The organism is Halomonas sp. H10-59, from assembly GCF_040070555.1.
Lineage (GTDB): Bacteria > Pseudomonadota > Gammaproteobacteria > Pseudomonadales > Halomonadaceae > Halomonas > Halomonas litopenaei.
On the sequence record NZ_CP098828.1, the window covers coordinates 2,342,999 to 2,364,856 of the forward strand.

Consider the following 21,858-nt stretch of genomic DNA (forward strand, 5'->3'; position numbering starts at 1 on the left):
CTTGGCATCACGCTTCGACCATTTGCCACTGTCTCGGGGTTCGTATTACTCCTAAGGTGGCGCCAGACCAGTCGGAGATATCGATGATCACAGCCTTTCTCAGTCACCCGTACTGCCAGCGTCATGACATGGGGCCGGATCATCCCGAGAGTCCCTTGAGACTCGATGCCATCAGGGCGCAACTGATGCGCTCTGGCGTGCTGCAACACGCGATGCAGGCAGACGCTCGGGAGGCCACTGAAGAGCAGTTGCAGCGCGTGCATCCCGAGGCGCACCTCGCTCGGCTGGAGCAGACTTCGCCCCAGGAGGGGCACGCCTCGATCGACGCCGATACCCTGATGAACAGCGACAGCCTGCAGGCCGCACGTCTGGCCGCCGGCGCCGTGGTCAAGGGGGTCGATCAGGTGTTCCGCGGTCAGGCCGACAATGTCTTCTGTGCGGTCAGGCCTCCCGGTCACCACGCCGAGGCCCAGGAGGCTATGGGCTTCTGCTTCTACAACAATGTTGCCGTCGGCGCGGCCCACGCCCGCGCCGTCCACGGAGCGCGGCGCATCGCCATCCTCGACTTCGATGTCCACCAGTGCAACGGCACCATCGACATCTTCAAGAATGACCCCGAGGTGATGGTCTGCACCAGCTTCCAGTATCCCTTCTACCCCTGGCGCTATCTGGATACCCCTTACCCCAACGTGGTCCACACGCCGCTGCCCGCCGGCACCGAAAGCGCTGGTTTTCGCGCGGCCATCGAGCGTGACTGGTGGCCCGCTCTTGAAGACTTCGGCCCTGAGCTGATACTGGTCTCGGCGGGCTTCGACGCCCATCGCGACGACCCCATGGCAGAGTTGTGTCTCGCCGACGAGGACTACCACTGGATCACCCAGGGTATCCTCGATATTGCCCGGCGACATGCCGAGGGCCGCGTCGTCTCGGTGCTGGAAGGGGGCTATGACCTGGCGGCGCTGGGACGTTCGGTGGAAGCCCATCTGCGGGCCCTGCTGGGGTTGGCCTACCAGCCCTGACGACGGCGACTGGAGCCGTCATGGCGAATCGCCTTTCACCTGGTGGCTTGGCTCACCCCCTTGCCCTTGCTTTGCCTTGTCCTTGCTTTGCCCTGCCCCTGCCATCGGCCTGTGTTTCCCGATGCCGGGAAACATGTCCGGGAAATATCGACGCGCCGAACTGCCTCATGGTGGACTCGGCCGCCAGGCTGTCAGCAAACTCCAGTAGCAGGCCGGGGCAAATAGTCCAGATAGAAAACCCGGGTCGAATGCCCGCCGAGACACAGGCAGGGAGTGGCGACGCTGTGGTAGCCTAGAGGAAACCTGGTTTCCTATTGTGAACACGACATGGCGCAACACACCGATCAGGAGGCGGCACTCAAGATCGCCTCCGGCCGCAAGGCCTTCGTCGAACCCCTTCGTCTGGGGGAGCGACTCAAGGAGATTCGTCTGGCCAACCAGTGGACCCTGGAGGACGTCAGCCAGAAGACCGGTCTCGCGCGCTCGACCCTGTCGAAGATCGAGAACGATCAGATCTCGCCGACCTTTACCGCCGTGCAGAAGCTGATCGGCGGCCTCGACATCGACCTGCCCCAACTGCTGTCACCGCCCAGGCAGCAGACTCGCACCATGGGCAGGCGAGACATGACGCGCCGCGGCGAAGGCCAGCGCCACCCTACCCCAACCTACGAACACGAGCTGCTCAGCTGTGAGCTGGCGCAAAAGCGCATGATCCCGTTCAAGACCATCGTGCGCGCCAGACACTTCGAGGAATTTTCCGAGTGGGTGCGCCATGATGGCGAGGAATTCCTGATGGTGCTGGACGGCGAGATTCTGCTGTACTCGGAATTCTACGAGCCGCTGCGCCTGGTTGCAGGCGACAGCATCTACTTCGACAGCGACATGGGTCACGCGCTGGTTTCGGTGAGTGAAGAGGACGCCACCGTACTGTCGGTCTGCACCCGTCGCGAGAACACCTGAGCGACAACGTCTGGAAAGCCTCCGATCACGCCTAGTCTTTCGTCTGCCGGCGCTTGATATCTCCGGGACGCCGGGCCGGCTGTGCGTCGAAGTCGAAACGCTCGCGCCCATGGACAATCTGGAGCCTGCGCCCCTTGGCCCGAGCGATCAGCAGCACGCCGAAGCGCCGGGCCAGCTCCACGCCCTTCTGGGTAACGCCTGAGCGCGACACCAGCACCGAGATACCCATCTGGGCCACCTTGAGCACCATCTCAGACGTCAGCCGTCCGGTGGTATAGAAGATGTCCGCCTGGCCGAGCGGCAGGTCGTCGAGCCACTCTCGGCCAGCCAGGGTGTCCACCGCATTATGCCGGCCCACGTCTTCGACAAAGTCGAGCACCACGGTCTGGCGACATAACGCACAGCCATGGACCGCCCCCGCGCTGCGGTAGGTCTCGTTGTAGTCTCCCAGGTTGTCGAGCAGCCGATAGATCACCGACTGACTCACTCTGGCCTGGGACAGCCGGGTCTGTGGCACCGCATCGAGCAGGCGGCCGAATACCGTGCCCTGGCCGCAGCCGGTGGTAACGGTGCGCTGGCCTAGCCGTTGCTCCAGATCCTCCGGCGAATGGCGAGTGACCACCGCCGCAGCCTCGACTTCCCAGTCGACCATCACCGCCTCGAGGTCTTCGCGCTGCGTAATCAACCCCTGATTGCGCAAATAGCCCACCACCAACGCCTCCGGGTCCGCTCCCAGCGACATCAGGGTGACGATTTCCCGCCGGTTGAGGTACACCGTCAGCGAGCGCTCCGCGGCGATAGCCTGACGGTGCGACTCGCCGAACTCATCGACGACGTCGATCTCGATGGTAGGCGGCAACAGGGCGTGACTACGTTGTATGGTCGACATCTCGATCCCCGATAAACGTTCCCGATAAACATTCCCAACAAACCTTTCCGATAGACCTTCCCATCGGACAATAAGCGCTGAGGTGGCCGGATAACGTCGAATTGACGGCGTGATGCGGAAACTGCTTTGCTAATACTACTTGCTGACACGAGTCGGCCGATAAAAGCAGTCGGAACCACGGATCAGGTTCGACGGCATGACTGACCGCATCCTGCCATTGCCAAGGACATTACGCCATGACGAGGCTAGCCAATCGCCGGCCACTCAGTGTGACGATCACGCCACAGGACAAGGTGATCAAGGGCTTTCGCCAGCGCAGCTGGGCAGTCGAGCGTCTGGAGCCTGGCGATCAGGGGCCCAGCGTCGTGACGCTGGTGCTCAGTCTGACCGAGCGGGCGGCTTATCGGTTCAACCTTCAGGCCGCGGCCCCACGTCTGTTTATCCGCGCCGGACACAGCGACGGAGAGCCCCACATCGATGCCATCACCGCCAGCCAGGACGTCGCGGCCAATTGGATGGACGGAGAACACCGAGTGCTCGCCACAGAGATGCCACTGGCGATCCAGGCCTGGATAGAGGCCTATCTGGTGGCCCATGGCGAGGCGCCGATCGAGGGACGCAAGAAAAAGCGCAAGGGTGCCGGACGTGCCCGGGAGAACACCCCATGAGTCGACTGTCACAGTGGTCCCGCAGAAAGCTCAAGGACCCGTCGGTTGTCGACGGCGCCCCCCCTGACGCAACCGCCGCCAGTGATGCTGCTGTCGACACGCAGGGAGCCCCCGCCGCCCCAATTGCCAGCAGCGATGCCGAATCGTCCCACTCCGAGGTCGATACCGCTGCCGCGCCCGAGCACGATGAGCACCACGGCGCACCACCCGCGGACACGACCTCTGATGCGGACGTCGAGCTACCGCCTCCCGAGTCGCTGGCGCCCGGCAGCGATATTCGGGCATACCTCGCCTCGGGCGTGGACCGGGCGCTCAAGAAACGCGCCCTGCGCCAGCTGTTTCGCGGTGAACGCTACAACCTGCGCGACGGGCTGGATGACTATGATGATGACTTTCGCGCCAAGCTGACCCCCTTGCCCAGCGAGACCGCCCAGCGCCTGCGCCGGTGGTGGGATAACGTCGATGACGAGGAGACCGCGGAAGATAGCGTCGCCGACTCAGCGGGCGAAACGCCAGACGCTCTTTCAGACACCCCGCCAGACGCCCTGCCAGACACCCCGCCAGGGCACAGCGATCAGGGAGACGGCGCTAGCGACGAGGACGTCGCCGATACCACCACGACGCCATCACCGTCACAGTCACAGTCGCAAGCCAACGCCACAACGTCGGAGGCCATGACACAAGCTGGCGAACGAGGTGTCAGCCACACCTCCGCATCCGCCAAGGCAGGCCGTGCAGCGCCAGCCGCTGGCCGGGCGCTGGCTGCCAGCGAGGAAGATCCCGAGGGGCCTGGTCCCACCTCGTCATAGCGGTGCTTACCGCCTTCGACCAAGGAGTGTTGGCGCATTTGATGTAGAGCGCTCACACTTGGGGATGACACATAAGAAAAAAATCATAACGAACACAAAGTTTTCGACCGTGAGTCAGCATGAACCAGAAAATCGCAACCGTGCCGGTGGACACCGAGGTCAACCGGCAGGCCCGTGAGCGAGCCCTTGGCGCCGTCTCCTGGCCGCTCAATCTCGTCGCAGCAACGGTGGGTTACCAAAGCCATGGCCATCTACTGGCGATTGGCGACAGCGCGTCCCTGCTGGAAGTGCTGGAGCGTGCACGAGGGCTTGAACAAGGGCTTGCCAGTATCACGCTGGTGGTGACCGATGTGCCGGATGATGCTCTGTTGCAGCGTGCCGAGGCTGCCGATGTGCAGCTCCAGCCGCTACTCGCCTCCCAACTCGGACGGCTGCACCTGGAAGGCTACCTTGGCCACTTCAGCGCCTGGCTCGACGGCCATGAGGGCCCCATCGAGCTTGCCCGGGCACTGCTGGGCCGAGAACACCATGACCTGGTGCTGGATCTGACACCGACACCGCGCCTGCCCCTGGAACTGCCACCTCCCGGCTATTTTCATGCCCCGGTCGCCGGTGAAGCGCGCACGACACTGATCGACGGCCTCGGCGACTATATCGGTGAATTCGAAAAGCCCCGCTACTTCGAGGTCCACGCCGATCGCTGCGCCCACTCCACTCGTGGCTTCGGTGGCTGTACCCGCTGTCTGGAAGTGTGTCCCGCCGACGCCATCAAGAGCGTCCCCGGACGCATCGATGCCCGCATCGAGATCGATCCCTACCTGTGTCAGGGGGTCGGTAGCTGTACCAGCGCCTGCCCCACCGGGGCCATCGAATTCCGCCAACCGCATAGCCTGCGTCAGCAGGACACCCTGCTCGCCTGGCTCGACCACTACCACGCCGCCGGCGGCCAGTCGGCGGTGCTGCGCTTCGTTCAGGCCGATCACGCCCAGCACCTGCAACCCGACGCGGCCGGCCACGTCATCGATGTGGCGCTGGAAGATCTGGGTTCTGCCGGCGTCGACCATTGGCTGTCGGCCATTGCCGCCGGCGCCTGCGAAGTGCGCATCCAGGCCTACTCCGACATGCCGGACAGGCTGGTCGCTCACCTGGAGGATCAGCTGGCCCAGGGCAGAGCGATCCTCGAGGCGCTGGGGCATGATCCCGGCCGACTGCAGTGGTTCAGCGACGAGGAGCAGGAAAGCTCGCTCGCCCTGCCTCGCCATGCGGGTCTGACGCCCCAGCTGCGCTCCCTGGAACAGGCTCAAGCGTTCGGGAGCGACAAGGACACGCCGTCGGCCACGGTACAAATGGCCGGCGGGCGAACCGGCAATACAGGGGCAACAGATGGCGCAGAAGCGCCGGGCAAGCGCGAGCGTCTCACCCTGGTACTGGACCATCTGGCCACCACTGGCCATGTGGACGGCGAGCGGCACCCGATGCCTCCGGGCAGCCCATTCGGGGGCATCGAGGTCAATGCCGATGCCTGCACTCTGTGCATGGGCTGTGTTGCCAGCTGCCCGACCGGCGCGCTCGGCGCCGGAGGCGACACCCCGCGCCTCGACTTTCGCGAAGCAGACTGCGTCCAGTGCGGCCTGTGCAGCAAGAGCTGTCCAGAATCCGCCATCCGCCTGTCTCCCGGCTTCCTCGCCAGCGCGGAACGCAGCCAGTGGCGAGTGTGCCACGAAGACGCACCCTTTCACTGCATCGTCTGTGGCAGCGCCTTCGCCAACGCCCGCACCATCGCCGCCATCCAGCAGAAGCTGGCCAACCATGCGTACTTCAGTGGTGACCAGGCACGTCGGCTGGAAATGTGTCAGGACTGCCGGGTCAAGGACGTATGGCACAAGATGGCGACCAATCCGGAGGCCCAGCTCAAGCTATGACCACGCACGACATTCCTGACTCCCGCACCGAAGAAGCCGATCTGAGGGCCGACATCTACGCCCTGCTGGCGGCACTGCTGCGCGAGCCCCCCAGCGAAGCCCTTCGCCAGTGGCTTGCCGGCCTCGAGGGAGAGCCGGACGACATTCGTCTGAGCCAGGCCTGGAGCCGGCTGGCCGCTGCTGCTGCCGACAGCGACGTCGAACGCCTGGAGCGTGCCCACTTTCGTCATCTGATCGGGGTCATCCAGGGCGACGTGCTGCCCTACGCCTCCTACTACCGCGAAGGCGGCCTGATGGAAGCATCACTGGTCGCACTTCGACGGGATCTCAAGACGCTGGGCATCCAGCGCTCTGCCGACGTCTCGGAGCCGGAAGATCATCTGGCGGCAATGTGCGAGGTCATGGCGATGCTGATCGGCCAGAACGATCAGCGAGCCGGCAGCTTCTTCCATCGCCACCTGGCACCCTGGGCCAACCGCTGCATGCACGATCTTGCCCGGGTCGACACCCCCTTCTATGCGGCGCTGGGTGAACTGGCGACGCTGTTTTTCCAGCGCGAGAGCGCCATCCTGATCGACAACACTACCCTTGGAACCCCTGTGCCCGGCACCAGCGTCCACGAGGACCGAGGCCAGGCCCTTGGAGCAGGAGAATGAGCATGAGCACAACGCCCAACACTCAACGCCGTCGTCTTCTCAAGGCCCTGGGGGGCGGCACCGTGGCCGCCGGTGCCGCGGTGGTGGTCGGCCAGGCCTCGGTTGCTGTGGCGCGCGATGACAGCGCCACGACCGCCACCGAGAAAGCCGATGACAGCGCCGGTTACCGCGAGACAGAACACGTACGTGCCTTCTACGCATCCCTGCGCGACTGACAACAAGGAGAGCCTGCCATGCGACTGACACGTACCTCCACCACACCCAAGGTCTCCGGTCTCGGCATTTCCCGGCGCCAGTTCCTCAAGCGCAGTGGCGCAGCGACCAGCGGTGTCGCCGGTCTTGGACTGTTCGGCTCACCGATGATGCAACGCGCCGAGGCGGTCGAGAAGACGCCCTACAGCGATGCTCCGGTGGAAACCCGCCGCACCATCTGCTCCCACTGTTCGGTGGGCTGTGGCGTCTACGCCGAGGTCCAGGAAGGGGTCTGGACCCACCAGGAACCGGCCTTCGATCACCCGATCAATCGCGGTGCCCACTGCGCCAAGGGCGCTTCACTACGCCAGCACGGTCACTCCACCCGCCGCCTCAAGTACCCGATGAAGCTGGTCGGGGGCGAGTGGCAACGTCTGTCCTGGGACCAGGCCATCGACGAAATCGGTGCCAAGGTGCTGGAACTGACCGAGCAGCATGGCCCGGACAGCGTCTACTGGCTCGGCTCGGCCAAGTTCAGCAACGAACAGGCCTACCTGATGCGCAAGTTCGCGGCGCTGGCCGGTACCAACAATACCGACCACCAGGCGCGCATCTGCCACTCCACCACCGTGGCGGGCGTCGCCAATACCTGGGGCTACGGAGCGATGACCAACTCGCTCAACGACCTCCAGAACAGCCGCTCGATCATGTTCATCGGCTCCAACCCCAGCGAAGCGCACCCGGTGGCGATGCAGCACATCCTGCTGGCCAAGGAGCGCAGCCAGGCCGAAATCATCGTCGTCGATCCGCGCTTCACCCGCACGGCGGCCAAGGCCGACCACTACGTGCGGATCCGGCCGGGTTCCGACGTGGCCTTCATCTGGGGCCTGCTCTGGCACATCTTCGAGAACGGCTGGGAAGACCAGCAGTACATCGACCAGCGCGTCTACGCCATGGACGAGGTCCGCAACGAGGTCGCCAACTTCCCGCCGAGTGAAGTGGAGCGCATCACCGGGGTGCCGGAAGCCGCCATGTACGATACCGCCAGGCGGCTGGCGGAAAACCGTCCCGGCTGCATCGTCTGGTGCATGGGTGGCACCCAGCACACCACCGGCAACAACAACACCCGTGCCTACTGCATCCTCGAACTGGCGCTGGGCAATATCGGCAAGTCAGGCGGCGGCGCCAACATCTTCCGGGGGCACGACAATGTCCAGGGGGCGACCGATCTCGGCCTGATGTCGCATTCGCTACCCGGCTATTACGGTCTGTCGGAAGCCGCCTGGAAGCACTGGGCGCAGATCTGGGACCTCGATTACGAATGGCTCAAGAGCCGCTTCGATCAGACCGAGTACGCCGACGGCTACCCCATGCACTCCAGCGGCATCACGGTATCGCGCTGGATCGATGGCGTCCTCGAGGAAGACCAGGACATCTCCCAGCGCACCAGCCTGAAGGCGATGTTCTACTGGGGTCACGCGGTCAACTCCCAGACCCGCGGCACCGAAATGCAGAAAGCCATGCAGAAGCTCGAGATGATGGTCATCGTCGACCCCTATCCTACCGTCGCCGGGGTCATGCACGATCGCAGCGATGGCGTCTATCTTCTGCCGGCGGCCACCCAGTTCGAGACCTACGGCAGCGTCACCGCCACCAACCGCTCTCTGCAGTGGCGTGACCGGGTGGTGGAACCCGCCTTCGAGGCCAAGCCCGACCACACCATCATGTACCTGCTGAGCCAGCGCCTCGGCTTCGCCGACGAGCTGTTCAAGAACATTCAGATCAACGGCGAGGAGCCGCTGATCGAGGACATTACCCGGGAGTTCAACCGCGGCATGTGGACCGTGGGTTACACCGGGCAGAGCCCGGAGCGGCTCAAGACCCACCAGCAGAACTGGCATACCTTCAGCTTCCGCGATCTGCGTGCCGAAGGCGGCCCGGCCGACGGCGATTACTACGGCCTGCCATGGCCCTGCTGGGGTACCGCAGAGCTCAATCACCCCGGCACCCCCATTCTGTACGACACCAGCAAACCGGTGTCCCAGGGCGGCCTGACCTTCCGTGCGCGTTTTGGCATCGAGCACGAAGGCACCCCGATTCTCGCCGACAACTCGTTCAGCGCTGGCTCCGATCTCGAGGACGGCTACCCCGAGTTCAGCGCCCAGATGCTCAAGGACCTGGGCTGGTGGGATGAGCTGACCGACGAAGAAAAGGCCGCGGCGGAAGGCAAGAACTGGAAGACCGACCTGTCCGGCGGCATCCAGCGCGTTGCCATCGCCCATGAATGCTCACCTTTCGGCAACGCCAAGGCGCGCTGCAACGTCTGGACCTTCCCCGACCCGATTCCCAAGCACCGCGAGCCGCTCTATACCTCACGCCGGGATCTGGTCGAGGACTACCCCACCTGGGATGACGTCGCCTCGCACTACCGCCTGCCGACGCTGTACCAGAGCATTCAGCAGAATGATGCCAGCAAGAAGTACCCGATCATCATGACTTCTGGCCGCCTGGTCGAGTACGAAGGCGGCGGCGAGGAAACGCGCTCCATGTCCTGGCTGGCCGAGCTGCAGCAGGAGATGTTCGTCGAGATCAACCCTGCCCTGGCCAACGACCTGGGGGTCAAGGACGGCAACATGGTGTGGGTGGAAGGCGCCGAAGGCGGCCGTATCAAGGTCAAGGCCATGGTGACGCCTCGGGTAGCACGGGAAGTGGTGTTCATGCCCTTCCACTTCGGCGGCATGTTCCAGGGCGAAAGCCTGGCCGACCGCTATCCGGATGGCACCACGCCTTACGTGATCGGTGAGGCGGTCAACACCGCCACCACCTACGGCTACGACTCGGTGACCCAGATGCAGGAAACCAAGTGCACCCTGTGTCGCATCGAACTCGCCAGCTAGACACCGACGTCACCGAACCAACAGGAGTTTCGACATGGCCCAGATGAAATTCATGTGTGACGCCGAGCGCTGCATCGAGTGCAATGGTTGCGTCACCGCCTGCAAGAACGCCAACGAGGTCGAGTGGGGCATCCAGCGCCGCCGGGTGGTCACCCTGAACGACGGCGAGCCGTCCGAGGTGTCCATCTCGGTGGCCTGCATGCACTGCGATGACGCACCCTGCATGGCGGTCTGCCCCACCGACTGCTTCTACAAGACCGACGACGGCATCGTGCTGCACGACAAGGATCTGTGCATCGGCTGCGGTTACTGCCTGTACGCCTGCCCCTTCGGCGCGCCGCAGTTTCCCCAGCAGGACGCCTTCGGCGAGCGCGGCAAGATGGACAAGTGCACCTTCTGCGCCGGCGGCCCCGCCGACAGCCCCGAAGAAGAGTACGAGAAATACGGCGCCAACCGCATCGCCGAGGGCAAGCTGCCGCTGTGCGCCGAAATGTGCTCGACCAAGGCGCTGCTGGCAGGCGATGCCCAGACCGTTGCTGACATCTTCCGCGAGCGGGTGGTGCGCCGTGGTCACAAGGATGGCGCCTGGTCGGATATCGGCAATGGCTCGCCCTCGGCGATCGACGCCATGGCCTACGACGCCACACGTAACCAGTGAGGAGGCCCCATGAACCTTCGTGATGCCTTGCCTCGACCGGGTGGAGCCCTGGGGCTGGTGCTGCCGGCACTGCTGCTGTTGTTGCTGGCCTGCGCCGCTCCCGCCATGGGTGCCGACCCCAATGCCGAGATCGCCACCGCCGTGCCCAGCGCCGACGCCGACACCTGGCGCCAGGTGAAGGATGGCGAGTCCTTTATCGATACTCGCCATGATTCGACCTACAGCCTGATCAACCAGAGCGGCGAGAGCTGGCGCCAATGGCGCAACAAGTGGGTCTCGCCCTTCGGGCTGATCGCCGTGGGCGGCATGCTGGCGATGATCACCATCTTCTATCTGATCGTCGGCCGCAGCCGCCTCGATGAGCCACGCACCGGGCGTAAGCTGTTGCGCTGGTCGGTACTCAGCCGGGCGCTGCACTGGACCCTGGCGACGCTGTTCATCATCCTGGCGCTGACGGGCCTCAACATTCTCTACGGCAAGTTCGTGTTCAAGCCAGTGTTTGGCGACGCCTTCTGGGCTGCGATGATCAGCGGCACAAAGTTCCTGCACAACTACATCGGTCCGTTCTTCGGTCTGCTGCTGATCTTCGTGCTGTTGCGCTTTCTCAAGCACAACTGGATCAAGGCCCACGATATCGAGTGGTTCAAGCAAGGCGGCGGCATGGTCGGCGACAAGCATCCAGACGCCGGCTTTGCCAACGGAGGCGAGAAGGCCTGGTTCTGGCTGTTGGCCACGGCCGGCATGGTTGTCTTCGTCAGTGGCCTGGTACTGGATTTCCCGAACTTCGACCAGAGCCGGGACACCATGCAGTGGGCCAACATCATCCATGCGGTGGGTGCCCTCGCGCTTACCGCCGTCTCCTTCGGTCACATCTATATCGGCACCCTGGGGACCGAGGGTGCGCTCGAGGGCATGACCACCGGCTACGTCGACGAAAGCTGGGCCAAGCAGCACCACAACCTGTGGTACGAAGAGGTCAAGGATCAGGCCGAGGCCCCGGCTGACGTCGAGGCAACGGACGATACCAAACCGGAATCTCCCAGCCCCTCCTGAGCGCAGCCCCACCCACGGTGACCGCTATCCCTCTCGCCGCCCCGGGCTCACTTGGGGCGGCATTCTTTTGCCGCTGTTCTTGTGACGGTCTTGCGTTACCATCGTGGGACAGTCGCCCGACTGATCGTTTTCTGTTACTGGAGTCCCCCATGCAGCACCTCGATGAGGCCACTCGCACCGAACTCGAGGCGGCCGCCTTCCGCCGCCTGCTTCGCCACCTTGACGACAACAAGGATGTGCAGAACATCGATTTGATGATTCTGGCGGACTTCTGCCGCAACTGCCTGTCCAAGTGGCTGGTCGCCGCTGCCGAAGAGCGCGGTGAGACGCTTGACTACGAAAGCGCCCGTGAACACGTCTACGGCATGCCCTACAGCGAATGGAAGGACATGTATCAGGCCAAGGCCACCCCCGAACAGATGGCGGCCTTCGAGGCTCGCCAGCAGGCCAAGCAGCAGCGTACCGGTGACAAGGAGTGACGCCAGTGAGTCAGGACAGCATGATCGGGTTGAAGGTGGCGGTGCTGACCGTCTCCGACACCCGCACCGAAGACACCGATCGCAGCGGTCAGGCGCTGGTGCAGCGACTCGAGGACGCCGGCCACCAGCTCGCCGACAAGCAGATCGTGATCGACGACATCTATCGTATCCGCGCGGTGGTGTCAGGCTGGATCGCCGACCCCGAAGTGCAGGTGATCCTGACCACCGGCGGTACCGGCTTCACCGGACGGGATTCCACCCCGGAGGCGGTATCGGCCCTGCTCGACAAGCGCATCGAGGGCTTCGGCGAGCTGTTCCGCCAGCTGTCCTATCAGGAAATCGGCAGCTCCACCGTGCAAAGCCGCTGCCTGGGAGGCATGGCCAATCACACCGTGGTGTTCTGCCTGCCGGGCTCCACCGGCGCTTGCCGCACCGCCTGGGACGGCATCCTTGCCGAGCAGCTCGACAGCCGTCACCGGCCCTGCAACTTCGCCAATCTGGTGATACCGGAGCGGGGGCAGCATGACGTCTAGCCACGCAGCGTCACTGGCGCCCATGGAGGACGCCCTGGCCACCCTGCTCGATGGCGTCGCGCCGCTGCCGGTGGAGCGCCAGCCCTGCGAACAGGCCGAAGGCCGTGTGCTGGCAGCCCCGGTCGTGGCGGCCCTGGATGTACCGCCGTTCGACAATAGCGCCATGGACGGTTACGCCCTGCACCATGAAGACGCCGGACAACGCCTGCCGGTGGCCCTGCGAGTGGCCGCCGGGGCCCCGGGCGAGCGACTGGAGCGCGGCCGCTGTGCCCGCATCTTTACCGGTGGCCAGCTGCCCGAAGGCGCCGACTGTGTGGTTATGCAGGAGAAGGTCCAGCGCGAGGGTGATGAGGCCGTCATTCCCGCCGACATCCCGGCGGGCGACAACGTGCGCCGGCGGGGCCGCGACGTACGCGCAGGCGCCCCGCTGCTGGACGCCGGCACTCGGCTGGACGCCGCCGCACTTGGCCACCTGGCAGGCCAGGGTATCGTCGAAGTGGACGTCCACCGCCGACCCAGGGTGGCCTTGCTGTCCACCGGCGACGAGATCATCGATCCGGGCAAGCCCCTGGCAGCTGGCCAGATCTACAACTCCAACCGCCCCATGCTCAAGAGCCTGCTGGAGCGCTTCGGCGCCGAAATAGTGCTCACGCGCAGCGTACCGGATAGCCCGGAGGGTACCCGCGCCTGTCTGAAGGAGGCCGCCGAGGTAGCGGACCTGGTGGTCTCCACCGGCGGCGTCAGCGTCGGTGAGGAAGATCACGTCAAGGCGGCGCTGGAGTCACTGGGCACGCTGAACCTGTGGCGCCTGGCCATTCGTCCCGGCAAGCCGCTGGCCCTGGGCCAGATGGAAGGTCCTGGCGGCACGCCGGTGCGGTTTGTCGGCTTGCCCGGCAATCCGGTGTCCAGCTATGTCGGTGCCTGGCTATTCTTGCGCCCGCTGCTGGGTGCCCTGCAGGGCTGTGAGTCCATGGCGGAGCTACCGCGGCTATGGGCCCGCAGCGACTTTGCCACCTCCACCGGTCCGCGCCAGCACTACATGCGGGTGCGCCTCGCCTTCGGCCCGGAAAGCGTCAGCGCCCTGGCGTTTTCCGACCAGAACTCCGGAGTACTGTCATCCTGCATTGATGCCGACGCCCTGGCGGTGATCCCGCCCCATTGCGAGATAGCGCCGGGCGACAAGGTGGAATGCCTGTGGCTGCGTACCTGGTAGCGGTCCGCTGAAGCAGCGCGGTAGTCGCTAGGCGCGGTCCGAAAAGTCGACGAGCGAAGGTTAGAGCCCTAGGAACCCGAGGTCTCGAGTTCCGTGCGGGTATCGCGCCACAGGGTCGCAAAGTCGTCGTCCAGTTGACGATAGTCATCGCGCAGATGCGGTACCAGTTCGGCCAGTCGGTTGGGCCCGGACAGGCGTGAGCCAATGCCGGCGATGGCACGGCAGGTGAAGGCGAGGTTTGCGTAGCGGCGCAGCCAGTCCTCACGCACCAGTACCGGCACCATGGTGGCCAGCCGCTGCGGTGCGCCGTGGTACTCGAACAGTCGATAGCATCGCTCGATCACGACCTCGCGCTCGTGCGGGTCGCTGGTAGCCAGATCCCGAGCGAGAAAGTGGTCCCACATCAGATCCAGGGCGATACCGGCCACACGACGACTCGCCACAGGTGCCCGACGTCGAGCGGCAAGTACCGAGGGATGGCGATCGACGAAGGCGTCCACCCGCCGGTGATGATGTATGCCTGCGGCGACGCCTTCGGGCCACTGGCCGAGATCGCGCCCCTTGACGCCGTCGGCGATCAGGTTGCCGAGCAGAAAGTCGTCGTCACCGGCACGGACAAGCCAGGCGTGGGCGAGAAAGTTCAACGCCTCACGTCTACAGGCAGTTGGTTGGTTTGGGCAGGCCCGCCAAGCGGGCGCCCAGCTTGGGGGGACTGCCGGGGAACAGCTTCATCAGGTACAGCGAGCTCCCCTTGTCCTTGCCCAGCGCCTGGCCCACCGCCTTGACCAGCGGGCGCATGGCCGGTGCCTGCTCGAAGCGCGCATAGAAGTCTCGCAGGACGTCGATCACCTGCCAGTGTTCGTCGCCGAGGGTGATGCCCTCTTCCGACGCCAGCGCCTCGGCGACGGCGGGACTCCAGTCATCGAGATTGACCAGATAGCCTTCCGGGTCCAGGGGGACGGAGGCCTGGCCGAGTTCCAGGGTTCGTGCAGTTTCAGTGCTTGCCATCGTGTTACCTCAGTACCAGCTGACCACTTTATCGGCCTCTTCGGTGAGCCTGACAAAACCGTCCACGTCGACGACTTCGATGCCGGTGGCACAGTGTTCGCTCAAGCCGCGCGCCTCGAGATCTTCGGCCAGCGCCAGTAGACGACCGGGCAGAGACGACCACAGCGCCTGCTGGGCCGGCAGAGCGCCAAGCACGGCGTCTTCGATCAATAACAGCTTGTCGTCTTCTGCCAACGCCCGTAGCGCCTGCCGATAGACCGTCGACTCCAGCGGTGAACGATTGAGGGTGTGCAGTATCATCCCGATTCCTGGTAGTGGTCGTGGGTGAGTCCAGTGGCTGACGTCGATGGGTAAAACCTGGCGGGAGCGAGCCCCGACAGAGACGCGGTCTGGAGTCGTCTGTGACGCCGATTCAGAAGGTCAGCACCAATGCGTGCTCCGCCATCAGGGCGGCAATGGCGTCACCCTCGATGACAATGGCATCCGGCGTCAGCGTCTCAGGCGCCACGCCCAACTCGGCAAGTCCTGCCCCATCCACGAACAGCCGGTCGATGTCGTACATCTCGAGCATGGCCAGCGTCGGCTGGGTGCCCTTCTGCCCCAGCGGGCCGGCGCCCTGCCCCGGCACCAGTGCCGCCACGCCACTGGCCAGGAACAACAGGGATACCCGGCGTCCGAAGGCGGCGGCCACCAGCGCCGTGTCGAGACCTTCTTTCACGTAGCTGGTGCCATGGGGGCCATGACGAAGAATCACCAGCAGATCCCCCGAATCGTCGTTGGGTTCCTCAATCATCGACCTTTCACTCTTCTCGGTTCAGCGTTGCCCTGCTCGGGACCCATTGCCTGGCGGCAGTCGGCAGCAGCTCGGTGTTGTTCAGGCACCAAAGGTTACCAGCCTGTCACACTCGAGGCCCAGGTCCACCAGCTGGCCGAGGCCGGTCAGCTCGAACGGCGCCTGGACGCTGTGGCCTTGCTTGCCGTGCCTGGCCGCCTCGTCGGCGTCGACGATGCCTCGGCGCAGTGCGGCGGCGATGCACACCTCGAGACGCACGCCATGCTTCTGGTTCAGCGTGGTCCAGCCGTCGACCAGATGAGGCTCGTCCTGGGGCGGCGATGCCAGGCGCGCGGCATTGTGAACGCCATCGCGATAGAAGAAGACGGCCTCCAGGTGGTGACCGCGGGCGATCACCGCACGGGCGAAGCGCAGCGCGCTGTGTGCGGCCTGATGGCTGTAGGGGGCACCCAGCAGCAGGATGGCATAACGCATGGTATTCCCTTGGCTCCCGCCAACGTCGGGAGTTGAACAAAGCGGGTCATCAAAAACACGTCGGCCCCGCCAAGGCGGGGCCGACAGTGTACGACAGTTGTGCCAGAACGTCTTGCGACGATCAGTCCTGGCTTACCACGCCCAGCAGCGACAGCAGGCTGATGAACAGGTTGTAGATCGACACATAGAGAGTGATGGTGGCGAGGATGTAGTTGGTCTCGCCGGCACGGTGCACGATCTCGCTGGTCTGGTACAGGATCGCCGCGGAGGAGAACAGCACGAAGCCAGCCGATACCATCAGCGACAGCGACGGAATGTTGAAGATCAACGCCGCCACCATGGCCAGGATCAGCACGATGGCGCCAGCCATCATGAAGTTCGCCAGGAAGCTGAAGTCCTTGCGAGTGATCAAAGCCACCGCCGACAGACCAAAGAAGGTCAGGCCGGTCATGCCCAGTGCGGTCATGATCAGCTCGGAACCGTTGGACAGCGTCAGATAGGCGCTCAGGATCGGGCCGAGGGTGAAGCCCATGAAGCCAGTGAAGGCAAAGGTCGCCAGCAGGCCGAGGGCCGAGTTGGCGGTCTTGTGGACCAGGAACATCAGGCCGTAGGCGCCGATGAAGAACACCAGAATGTTCATCTGCTGTACACCGAGGGCCACGGCAGCCCCTGCGGTGATGGCAGAGAACAGTAGTGTCATCGCCAGCAAGCCGTAGGTGTTGCGCAGAACCTTGTTCGTCGCAGCGACCTGCGTCTGGGTCTGACGATTCACCTGTGACTCTTGATAAGCCATGTATCCAGAGCTCCCTGTTGGTTGACATGCATTCGACACAGCATGCCCCCAGCAAGTTCCCGACGCAAGCCGCCTGGCGACGGGGTTTCAACGCCATTCAAGCGATCAGACTGGCCCATGGGCCCGCCATGGGCGGCGCGAACACTGTTTCCTATCGGCGACAAAAAATTGCTTAGCTGCACAATTTTTGCGCAGTCACCCTATTGCAACAGCTCCCTTGAAGGCATCAGGGAGGGGTGTCGCTCTATCGCGTAAGACATTGATCGCACAGAAGTGTTGACGTGAGGAGAAAAGCTGGTAAAGTACACCGCCGTGAGCCGGAGGGATGGCAGAGCGGTTGAATGCACCGGTCTTGAAAACCGGCAAGGGTTAACGCCCTTCCAGGGTTCGAATCCCTGTCCCTCCGCCACCTCGAATCCAGAAGGGGATCAGTCGACAGACTGATCCCCTTCTTCGTTTCTTCCCTCTTCCCTCTTCCTACAACAGCTCCCTGCCTGTCGGCACGCCAGTCCTTCGACGGTCTCGAGGCGCTGCCCCGCCATGGTTCTTCACACCAGGGACTGCACACCAGCTACTGCACACCTGGTTCGGTACACCAGCCCCCCAGCAGCAAGGTTTGTTCACCGGTTGTCGTGAAAAGGTCACCGATTGTCGTTGATGGATTGGCGACAACGCCGCAAATCGTGCACCCTGCTTGCATCTGTTGCTCCAGGCAGCACGACAGGGACGAACCAGACACGATGCATCAAGGCGCCAGAGCACTTCAGGTGGCGCAACGTGCATGTCGGAGGAGCTAGCATGAGGTCTCTTTCCAGCACCGGTTTTGCGATTTTCGGCGCGGCCCTGGTCGCCATCAGCTACGGACTCGCCCGTTTTGCCTTCGGCCTGTTTGTCCCCCAGATTCGCGATGAGCTGTCGCTGACGCCTGATGCCATCGGCATCATCGGCGCCCTTCCCCTCATCAGCTTCCTGCTGTCCACGGCGGTGGCGCCTTACGCCACCGATCGTCTTGGCGCCCGCTACGCAGCGGTACTGTCCGGGCTTTTCGGTATCGTCGGCCTGGCACTGATCAGCCGAGCGGCCGATGCGACCATGCTCAGCATCGGGGTGTTCGCCTGCGGCATCTGTACCGGCCTGATGATGCCCGCACTCACCGCCGGGATGCAGGCGCTGGTGAGACGCTCACTGCATGCTCGTGTCAGTTCGGTCATGAATGCGGGAACCAGTATCGGCGTGATCGTCGCCGTACCAACGGTACTGTTCATGGCCGACGCCTGGCGACTGGCCTATCTGTCCTTCGCCCTGCTGACGGTCATCGGCGTGTGCGCTACCTGGCTGTACCTACCCTCGGTGTCGCGCATCACGCCTTCCAACGCCGCCGACCCACCTGCATTGCGTGAACTGCCGTGGTCACGGCTCGTGAGGCTCACCCTGTTTTCCTACGCGATGGGCTTCATCTCGGCCGCCTACTGGATCTTTGCTCCGGACCTGGTGGTGACCCTTGGCGGTCTGTCACCAAGCGCCACGGGGTGGTTGTGGCTCGCCGTCGGCATCGCCGGTCTAGGCGGTGCGGTGGTGGCGGATCTGGCCGACCGCAACAATCCGCCCATCACCCAGGCCTTGATGCTGACCATGCTGGCGGCAAGCCTGGCATTGCTTGCCGCCAGCCCCGCCCAACCCGTGCTGGCGGCATTCTCCGCTCTGGTCTTTGGCCTCGCCTACATGAGCTTGACGGGTCTTTACCTGATGACCGGCATTCGCCTGCTGCCCGGACGCCTGGCGATGGGGCCGGTGCTGCCTTTCATGGCCGTGTCGCTTGGCCAGGCCACCGGCTCGCCGGTCATCGGCGCTCTGCTCAATGTCTTCAGCTATGCCGAGGGGTTCGCCATTTTCGCGTCAATCGGCATCCTGGTTGCCCTGCTGTCGCCCTTGTACCCAGGCCATATTCATCAGGTGGGCGATGAAGAGGTGGAAGATCCGCCGGGCCTCCAGTCCGCCTACGATCTACAGCTTCAGAACGAAGCGGGCGAGCCACTGGAGGACCCTGAATACTTGGCTGGAGAAGACCCACGAGATGAGCCGACCGCCGGTCTTGAACACAGCCATAAAGAAGAACGGGGCTGACCCACGGCGCAGCCCCAAATAGCGCTATGCCCGGCATAAGCCATGCCCCTGCCAGGACCATGCGGCAATCGTGACCGGGGTCAATCACCCCAGATAACGTCGCGTCATCTCCCCTCAGTGTTATCGCCGCCGATAGCTCGGCCTGCTGTGATAGGCGCTCAACGATTTCTGAACGAGTCGCTACCGAAACACAGCAACGATTGTCGCCAGGGACACGCCCGTCGAGCCAGCGTTTCCATGCGCAGCAATCCGCTATCGAGGAAGGTGTGTCATGCAGAGGTCCGCGCAAAGGTCCATGCAAGTCATGGTCGGCGTTCTCGCCGGCCTGGTGCTGCTCTCTCCCGTATCGGGCCCGGTTGGGGCAAGCCAGCCCGAGACCGGTCGGCCCGAGACGGACGGAGCGTTATTACCCTTCGCCCCCGCCCCCATGCCGAGCGATGTACCACCTCGCCTCCAGGACGCCACCATGCAGTGGCCGGACGAGCCGTCCCACCTGCCGGAAGACGCCCCCAATGTTCTGATCGTCATGCTGGATGATGTGGGCTTCGGGGTGTCCGAGGTCTTCGGTGGCGAGATCAGGATGCCAGCGCTGTCGCGCCTGGCCGATGAAGGCATCGAGTACACCGGCTTTCATACCACGTCCATCTGCTCTCCCACGCGGGCGTCCCTGCTGACCGGTCGCAATCATACCCGGGTGGGCTCCGGTACCATTGCCGAACGGGCGGTGGCCTTCGACGGCTATACCGGCGTGATTCCGAAGAATGCCGCCACCATGGCCGAGGTGCTCAAGCAGTACGGCTACCACACCGCCGCCTTCGGCAAGTGGCACAACACCCCGGCGGTCGAGACGACAGCGATCGGCCCCAAGGATCGCTGGCCCACCGGCTATGGTTTCGAGCACTTCTACGGCTTTCTGGGGGGCGAGACGTCTCAGTGGGAGCCACGCCTGACCGTGGACACCCTGCATGTCGAGCCCCCCGAAGACGATCCCGACTACCACCTGACCGAGGACCTGACCGACCAGGCGCTCGCGTGGCTCGCCGACTACCGGGCCTTCGATCCGGACAAGCCGTTTTTCATGTACTGGGCGCCGGGTGGGGCCCACGGCCCCCATCACGTTGCACCGCAATGGGCCGATCGCTACGACGGCCAGTTCGACGATGGCTGGGATGCCTACCGCGTGCGTACCCACCAGCGACAGCTCGAGATGGGCATCATCCCGCCGGGCACAGCACTCACGCCACGCGACGACAGCCTGCAAGGGTGGGACGAGATTCCCGAGAGCCAACGCGACTTCCAGACTCGCCTGATGGAAATCTACGCCGGCTTCGTGGAGCACACCGACAGCCAGGTCGAGCGTCTGCTCGAGGGCATGGCGGAAATGGGGCTTAGAGACAATACCCTGGTCATCTATATTGTCGGCGACAACGGCTCCAGCGCCGAAGGCCAGCACGGCTCGATCAGCGAACTGCTGGCCCAGAACAATATCGGCAGCAGTGTCGCCCAGCAGCTGGAGGTACTGGATCGCATGGGCGGCCTCGACGTTCTCGGCAGCCCCCAGACCGAAAACATGTACCACGCCGGCTGGGCCTGGGCAGGCAGCACACCCTTCAAGGGCACCAAGCTGCTCGGTGCCTATTTCGGCGGGACCCGCAACCCCATGGTCATCTCCTGGCCCGGCCATATCGCACCGGATGAGCAGGTACGTCACCAGTTCCACCACGTGGTGGATATTGCCCCGACCCTCTACGACATTCTGGACATCCCGCTGCCGGACGTCGTCAACGGCTACCCGCAGATGCCGATGGACGGTATCAGCCTGGCCTACACCTTCGACGACGCCGATGCCCCCGGACGCAAGCACCACCAGTTCTTCGACAATAACGGCAGTCGAGGGCTCTACCTGGATGGCTACTTTGCCGGTACCTTTGGCCCGCTGGTTCCCTGGGATACCTCGAGCGCGGCACAGCGGATCGCCGACTGGGATTCCGCCGACGATGTGTGGGAACTCTACGAACTGCGAAGCGATTTTTCCCAGGCCAGAGATCTGGCCGATGCTCAGCCTGAGCGACTGGCCATGATGAAACAACGCTTCATGGATATCGCCGAGGACAACAAGGCCTTCCCCACCGGTGCGGGCAACTGGCTTCGCGTCCACCCCGAGGACCGGGTCAAGACGCGCTACGATCACTGGACCTTTACCCAGACGACCCAACGCATGCCGGAATTTTCGGCCCCCGGCGTTGGTCGCCAGAGCACCCGGGCCAGCCTGCGTATCGACACCGGCCAGGGCGATTCCGAGGGCGTGCTGTATGCCATCGGAGGTGCCGGCGGCGGGCTCAGCGTCTATCTTGATCAGGGCAGGCTGACCTACGAGTACAATATGCTGCTGATGGAGAATACCCGCATTCACACAGCCGCCCTGGCCCCGGGTAGCCACGACATCATCATCACCACCCGGATCCCGGTGCCCGGTAAAGCGGCGCAGGTGACGATCGAGGTGGATGGACAGACCGCGGCGGAAGGTCAGGTGCCCTCGACGGTTCCCCTGGCCTTCAGCGCCAGCGAGACCTTCGACGTGGGCCGCGATCTGGGCTCCCCCGTCTCACGCCACTACGCAGAGCGACGCCCTTTCGCCTTTGGCGGCAAGATAGAAGCCTTTACGATCGAGCTGCTCTAATTGGTGAGGCTTTCGAACTTTACGTCGGCAATCAGGGT

Annotated in this window: 22 protein-coding genes and 1 tRNA gene; 16 read left to right on the plus strand and 7 right to left on the minus strand. The window is 64.0% G+C overall.

The window, feature by feature from the left end:
• Positions 1–83 precede the first annotated feature (83 nt).
• The gene (locus NFG57_RS10135) at positions 84–1,019 is read left to right on the plus strand and encodes a histone deacetylase family protein (protein ID WP_348816129.1); all 936 of its coding nucleotides are present in this window, start codon (positions 84–86) and stop codon (positions 1,017–1,019) included.
• Positions 1,020–1,346: 327 nt separating this feature from the next.
• The gene (locus NFG57_RS10140; protein ID WP_045992207.1) at positions 1,347–1,979 is read left to right on the plus strand and encodes an XRE family transcriptional regulator; all 633 of its coding nucleotides are present in this window, start codon (positions 1,347–1,349) and stop codon (positions 1,977–1,979) included.
• Positions 1,980–2,010: 31 nt separating this feature from the next.
• Here the strand turns inward: NFG57_RS10140 and NFG57_RS10145 are convergent, their stop codons facing one another.
• Complete coding sequence (locus NFG57_RS10145) at positions 2,011–2,868, minus strand: formate dehydrogenase accessory sulfurtransferase FdhD (RefSeq protein WP_348816131.1); 858 nt, start codon at positions 2,866–2,868, stop codon at positions 2,011–2,013.
• A 236-nt stretch (positions 2,869–3,104) separates the two neighbouring features.
• On the opposite strand from NFG57_RS10145, the gene NFG57_RS10150 reads away from it, so the two are divergent.
• The 11 genes from NFG57_RS10150 (at position 3,105) to glp (ending at position 13,948) form a co-directional block, all read left to right on the plus strand.
• Positions 3,105–3,536 (plus strand): DUF3305 domain-containing protein, encoded by a 432-nt coding sequence (locus NFG57_RS10150; RefSeq protein WP_045992209.1) that lies wholly within the window; start codon positions 3,105–3,107, stop codon positions 3,534–3,536.
• A complete protein-coding gene (locus NFG57_RS10155; RefSeq protein ID WP_348816132.1) occupies positions 3,533–4,345 on the plus strand; it encodes a DUF3306 domain-containing protein in 813 nt (270 codons plus the stop codon). The genes NFG57_RS10150 and NFG57_RS10155 overlap by 4 nt, the downstream gene beginning before the upstream one ends.
• 119 nt (positions 4,346–4,464) lie before the next feature.
• Positions 4,465–6,267 (plus strand): 4Fe-4S binding protein, encoded by a 1,803-nt coding sequence (locus NFG57_RS10160; protein ID WP_348816133.1) that lies wholly within the window; start codon positions 4,465–4,467, stop codon positions 6,265–6,267.
• On the plus strand, positions 6,264–6,923 hold the full coding sequence (locus NFG57_RS10165; RefSeq protein WP_045992211.1) for a molecular chaperone TorD family protein: 660 nt from the start codon (positions 6,264–6,266) through the stop codon (positions 6,921–6,923). Before NFG57_RS10160 ends, NFG57_RS10165 begins: the two co-directional genes overlap by 4 nt.
• 2 nt (positions 6,924–6,925) lie before the next feature.
• Complete coding sequence (locus NFG57_RS10170; protein WP_045992212.1) at positions 6,926–7,138, plus strand: twin-arginine translocation pathway signal; 213 nt, start codon at positions 6,926–6,928, stop codon at positions 7,136–7,138.
• A gap of 18 nt (positions 7,139–7,156) precedes the next feature.
• Positions 7,157–10,012 (plus strand): formate dehydrogenase subunit alpha, encoded by a 2,856-nt coding sequence (locus NFG57_RS10175; RefSeq protein WP_348816134.1) that lies wholly within the window; start codon positions 7,157–7,159, stop codon positions 10,010–10,012.
• Between the two features lie 34 nt (positions 10,013–10,046).
• A complete protein-coding gene (gene fdh3B / locus NFG57_RS10180; RefSeq protein ID WP_045992214.1) occupies positions 10,047–10,670 on the plus strand; it encodes a formate dehydrogenase FDH3 subunit beta in 624 nt (207 codons plus the stop codon).
• Between the two features lie 9 nt (positions 10,671–10,679).
• The gene (locus NFG57_RS10185) at positions 10,680–11,723 is read left to right on the plus strand and encodes a formate dehydrogenase subunit gamma (protein ID WP_108133400.1); all 1,044 of its coding nucleotides are present in this window, start codon (positions 10,680–10,682) and stop codon (positions 11,721–11,723) included.
• A gap of 149 nt (positions 11,724–11,872) precedes the next feature.
• Entirely contained in the window at positions 11,873–12,202 is a 330-nt protein-coding gene (locus NFG57_RS10190; protein WP_108133399.1) for a DUF1244 domain-containing protein, read from the plus strand.
• A 20-nt stretch (positions 12,203–12,222) separates the two neighbouring features.
• A complete protein-coding gene (moaB, locus tag NFG57_RS10195) occupies positions 12,223–12,735 on the plus strand; it encodes a molybdenum cofactor biosynthesis protein B (RefSeq protein ID WP_045992220.1) in 513 nt (170 codons plus the stop codon).
• Complete coding sequence (glp, locus tag NFG57_RS10200) at positions 12,725–13,948, plus strand: gephyrin-like molybdotransferase Glp (RefSeq protein WP_348816135.1); 1,224 nt, start codon at positions 12,725–12,727, stop codon at positions 13,946–13,948. Before moaB ends, glp begins: the two co-directional genes overlap by 11 nt.
• Before the next feature lie 68 nt (positions 13,949–14,016).
• On the opposite strand, the gene NFG57_RS10205 is transcribed toward glp, so the two are convergent.
• The 6 genes from NFG57_RS10205 to NFG57_RS10230 form a co-directional block, all read right to left on the minus strand.
• Entirely contained in the window at positions 14,017–14,592 is a 576-nt protein-coding gene (locus NFG57_RS10205) for an ACP phosphodiesterase (protein ID WP_348816137.1), read from the minus strand.
• Positions 14,593–14,602: 10 nt separating this feature from the next.
• A complete protein-coding gene (locus NFG57_RS10210) occupies positions 14,603–14,956 on the minus strand; it encodes a TusE/DsrC/DsvC family sulfur relay protein (protein WP_348816138.1) in 354 nt (117 codons plus the stop codon).
• Positions 14,957–14,965: 9 nt separating this feature from the next.
• Positions 14,966–15,256: a sulfurtransferase complex subunit TusB gene (gene tusB / locus NFG57_RS10215; RefSeq protein ID WP_108449307.1), complete on the minus strand. Its 291-nt coding sequence runs from the start codon at positions 15,254–15,256 to the stop codon at positions 14,966–14,968.
• 112 nt (positions 15,257–15,368) lie between these two features.
• Complete coding sequence (locus tag NFG57_RS10220; protein WP_348816139.1) at positions 15,369–15,749, minus strand: DsrE family protein; 381 nt, start codon at positions 15,747–15,749, stop codon at positions 15,369–15,371.
• Between the two features lie 81 nt (positions 15,750–15,830).
• Positions 15,831–16,223: a sulfurtransferase complex subunit TusD gene (gene tusD / locus NFG57_RS10225; RefSeq protein WP_348816140.1), complete on the minus strand. Its 393-nt coding sequence runs from the start codon at positions 16,221–16,223 to the stop codon at positions 15,831–15,833.
• A 121-nt stretch (positions 16,224–16,344) separates the two neighbouring features.
• Positions 16,345–17,016, minus strand: a complete 672-nt coding sequence (locus tag NFG57_RS10230; protein ID WP_348816141.1) for a Bax inhibitor-1/YccA family protein — start codon at positions 17,014–17,016, stop codon at positions 16,345–16,347.
• Positions 17,017–17,335: 319 nt separating this feature from the next.
• Between NFG57_RS10230 and NFG57_RS10235 the strand changes: the two genes are divergently transcribed.
• The 3 genes from NFG57_RS10235 (at position 17,336) to NFG57_RS10245 (ending at position 21,820) form a co-directional block, all read left to right on the plus strand.
• Positions 17,336–17,425, plus strand: a tRNA-Ser gene (locus NFG57_RS10235).
• 389 nt (positions 17,426–17,814) lie between these two features.
• Positions 17,815–19,140 carry an MFS transporter gene (locus tag NFG57_RS10240; RefSeq protein WP_287164677.1) on the plus strand — a complete coding sequence of 442 codons (1,326 nt, stop codon included), beginning with the start codon at positions 17,815–17,817 and terminating at the stop codon, positions 19,138–19,140.
• Positions 19,141–19,606: 466 nt separating this feature from the next.
• On the plus strand, positions 19,607–21,820 hold the full coding sequence (locus tag NFG57_RS10245) for an arylsulfatase (RefSeq protein WP_348816142.1): 2,214 nt from the start codon (positions 19,607–19,609) through the stop codon (positions 21,818–21,820).
• Positions 21,821–21,858: the final 38 nt, after the last annotated feature.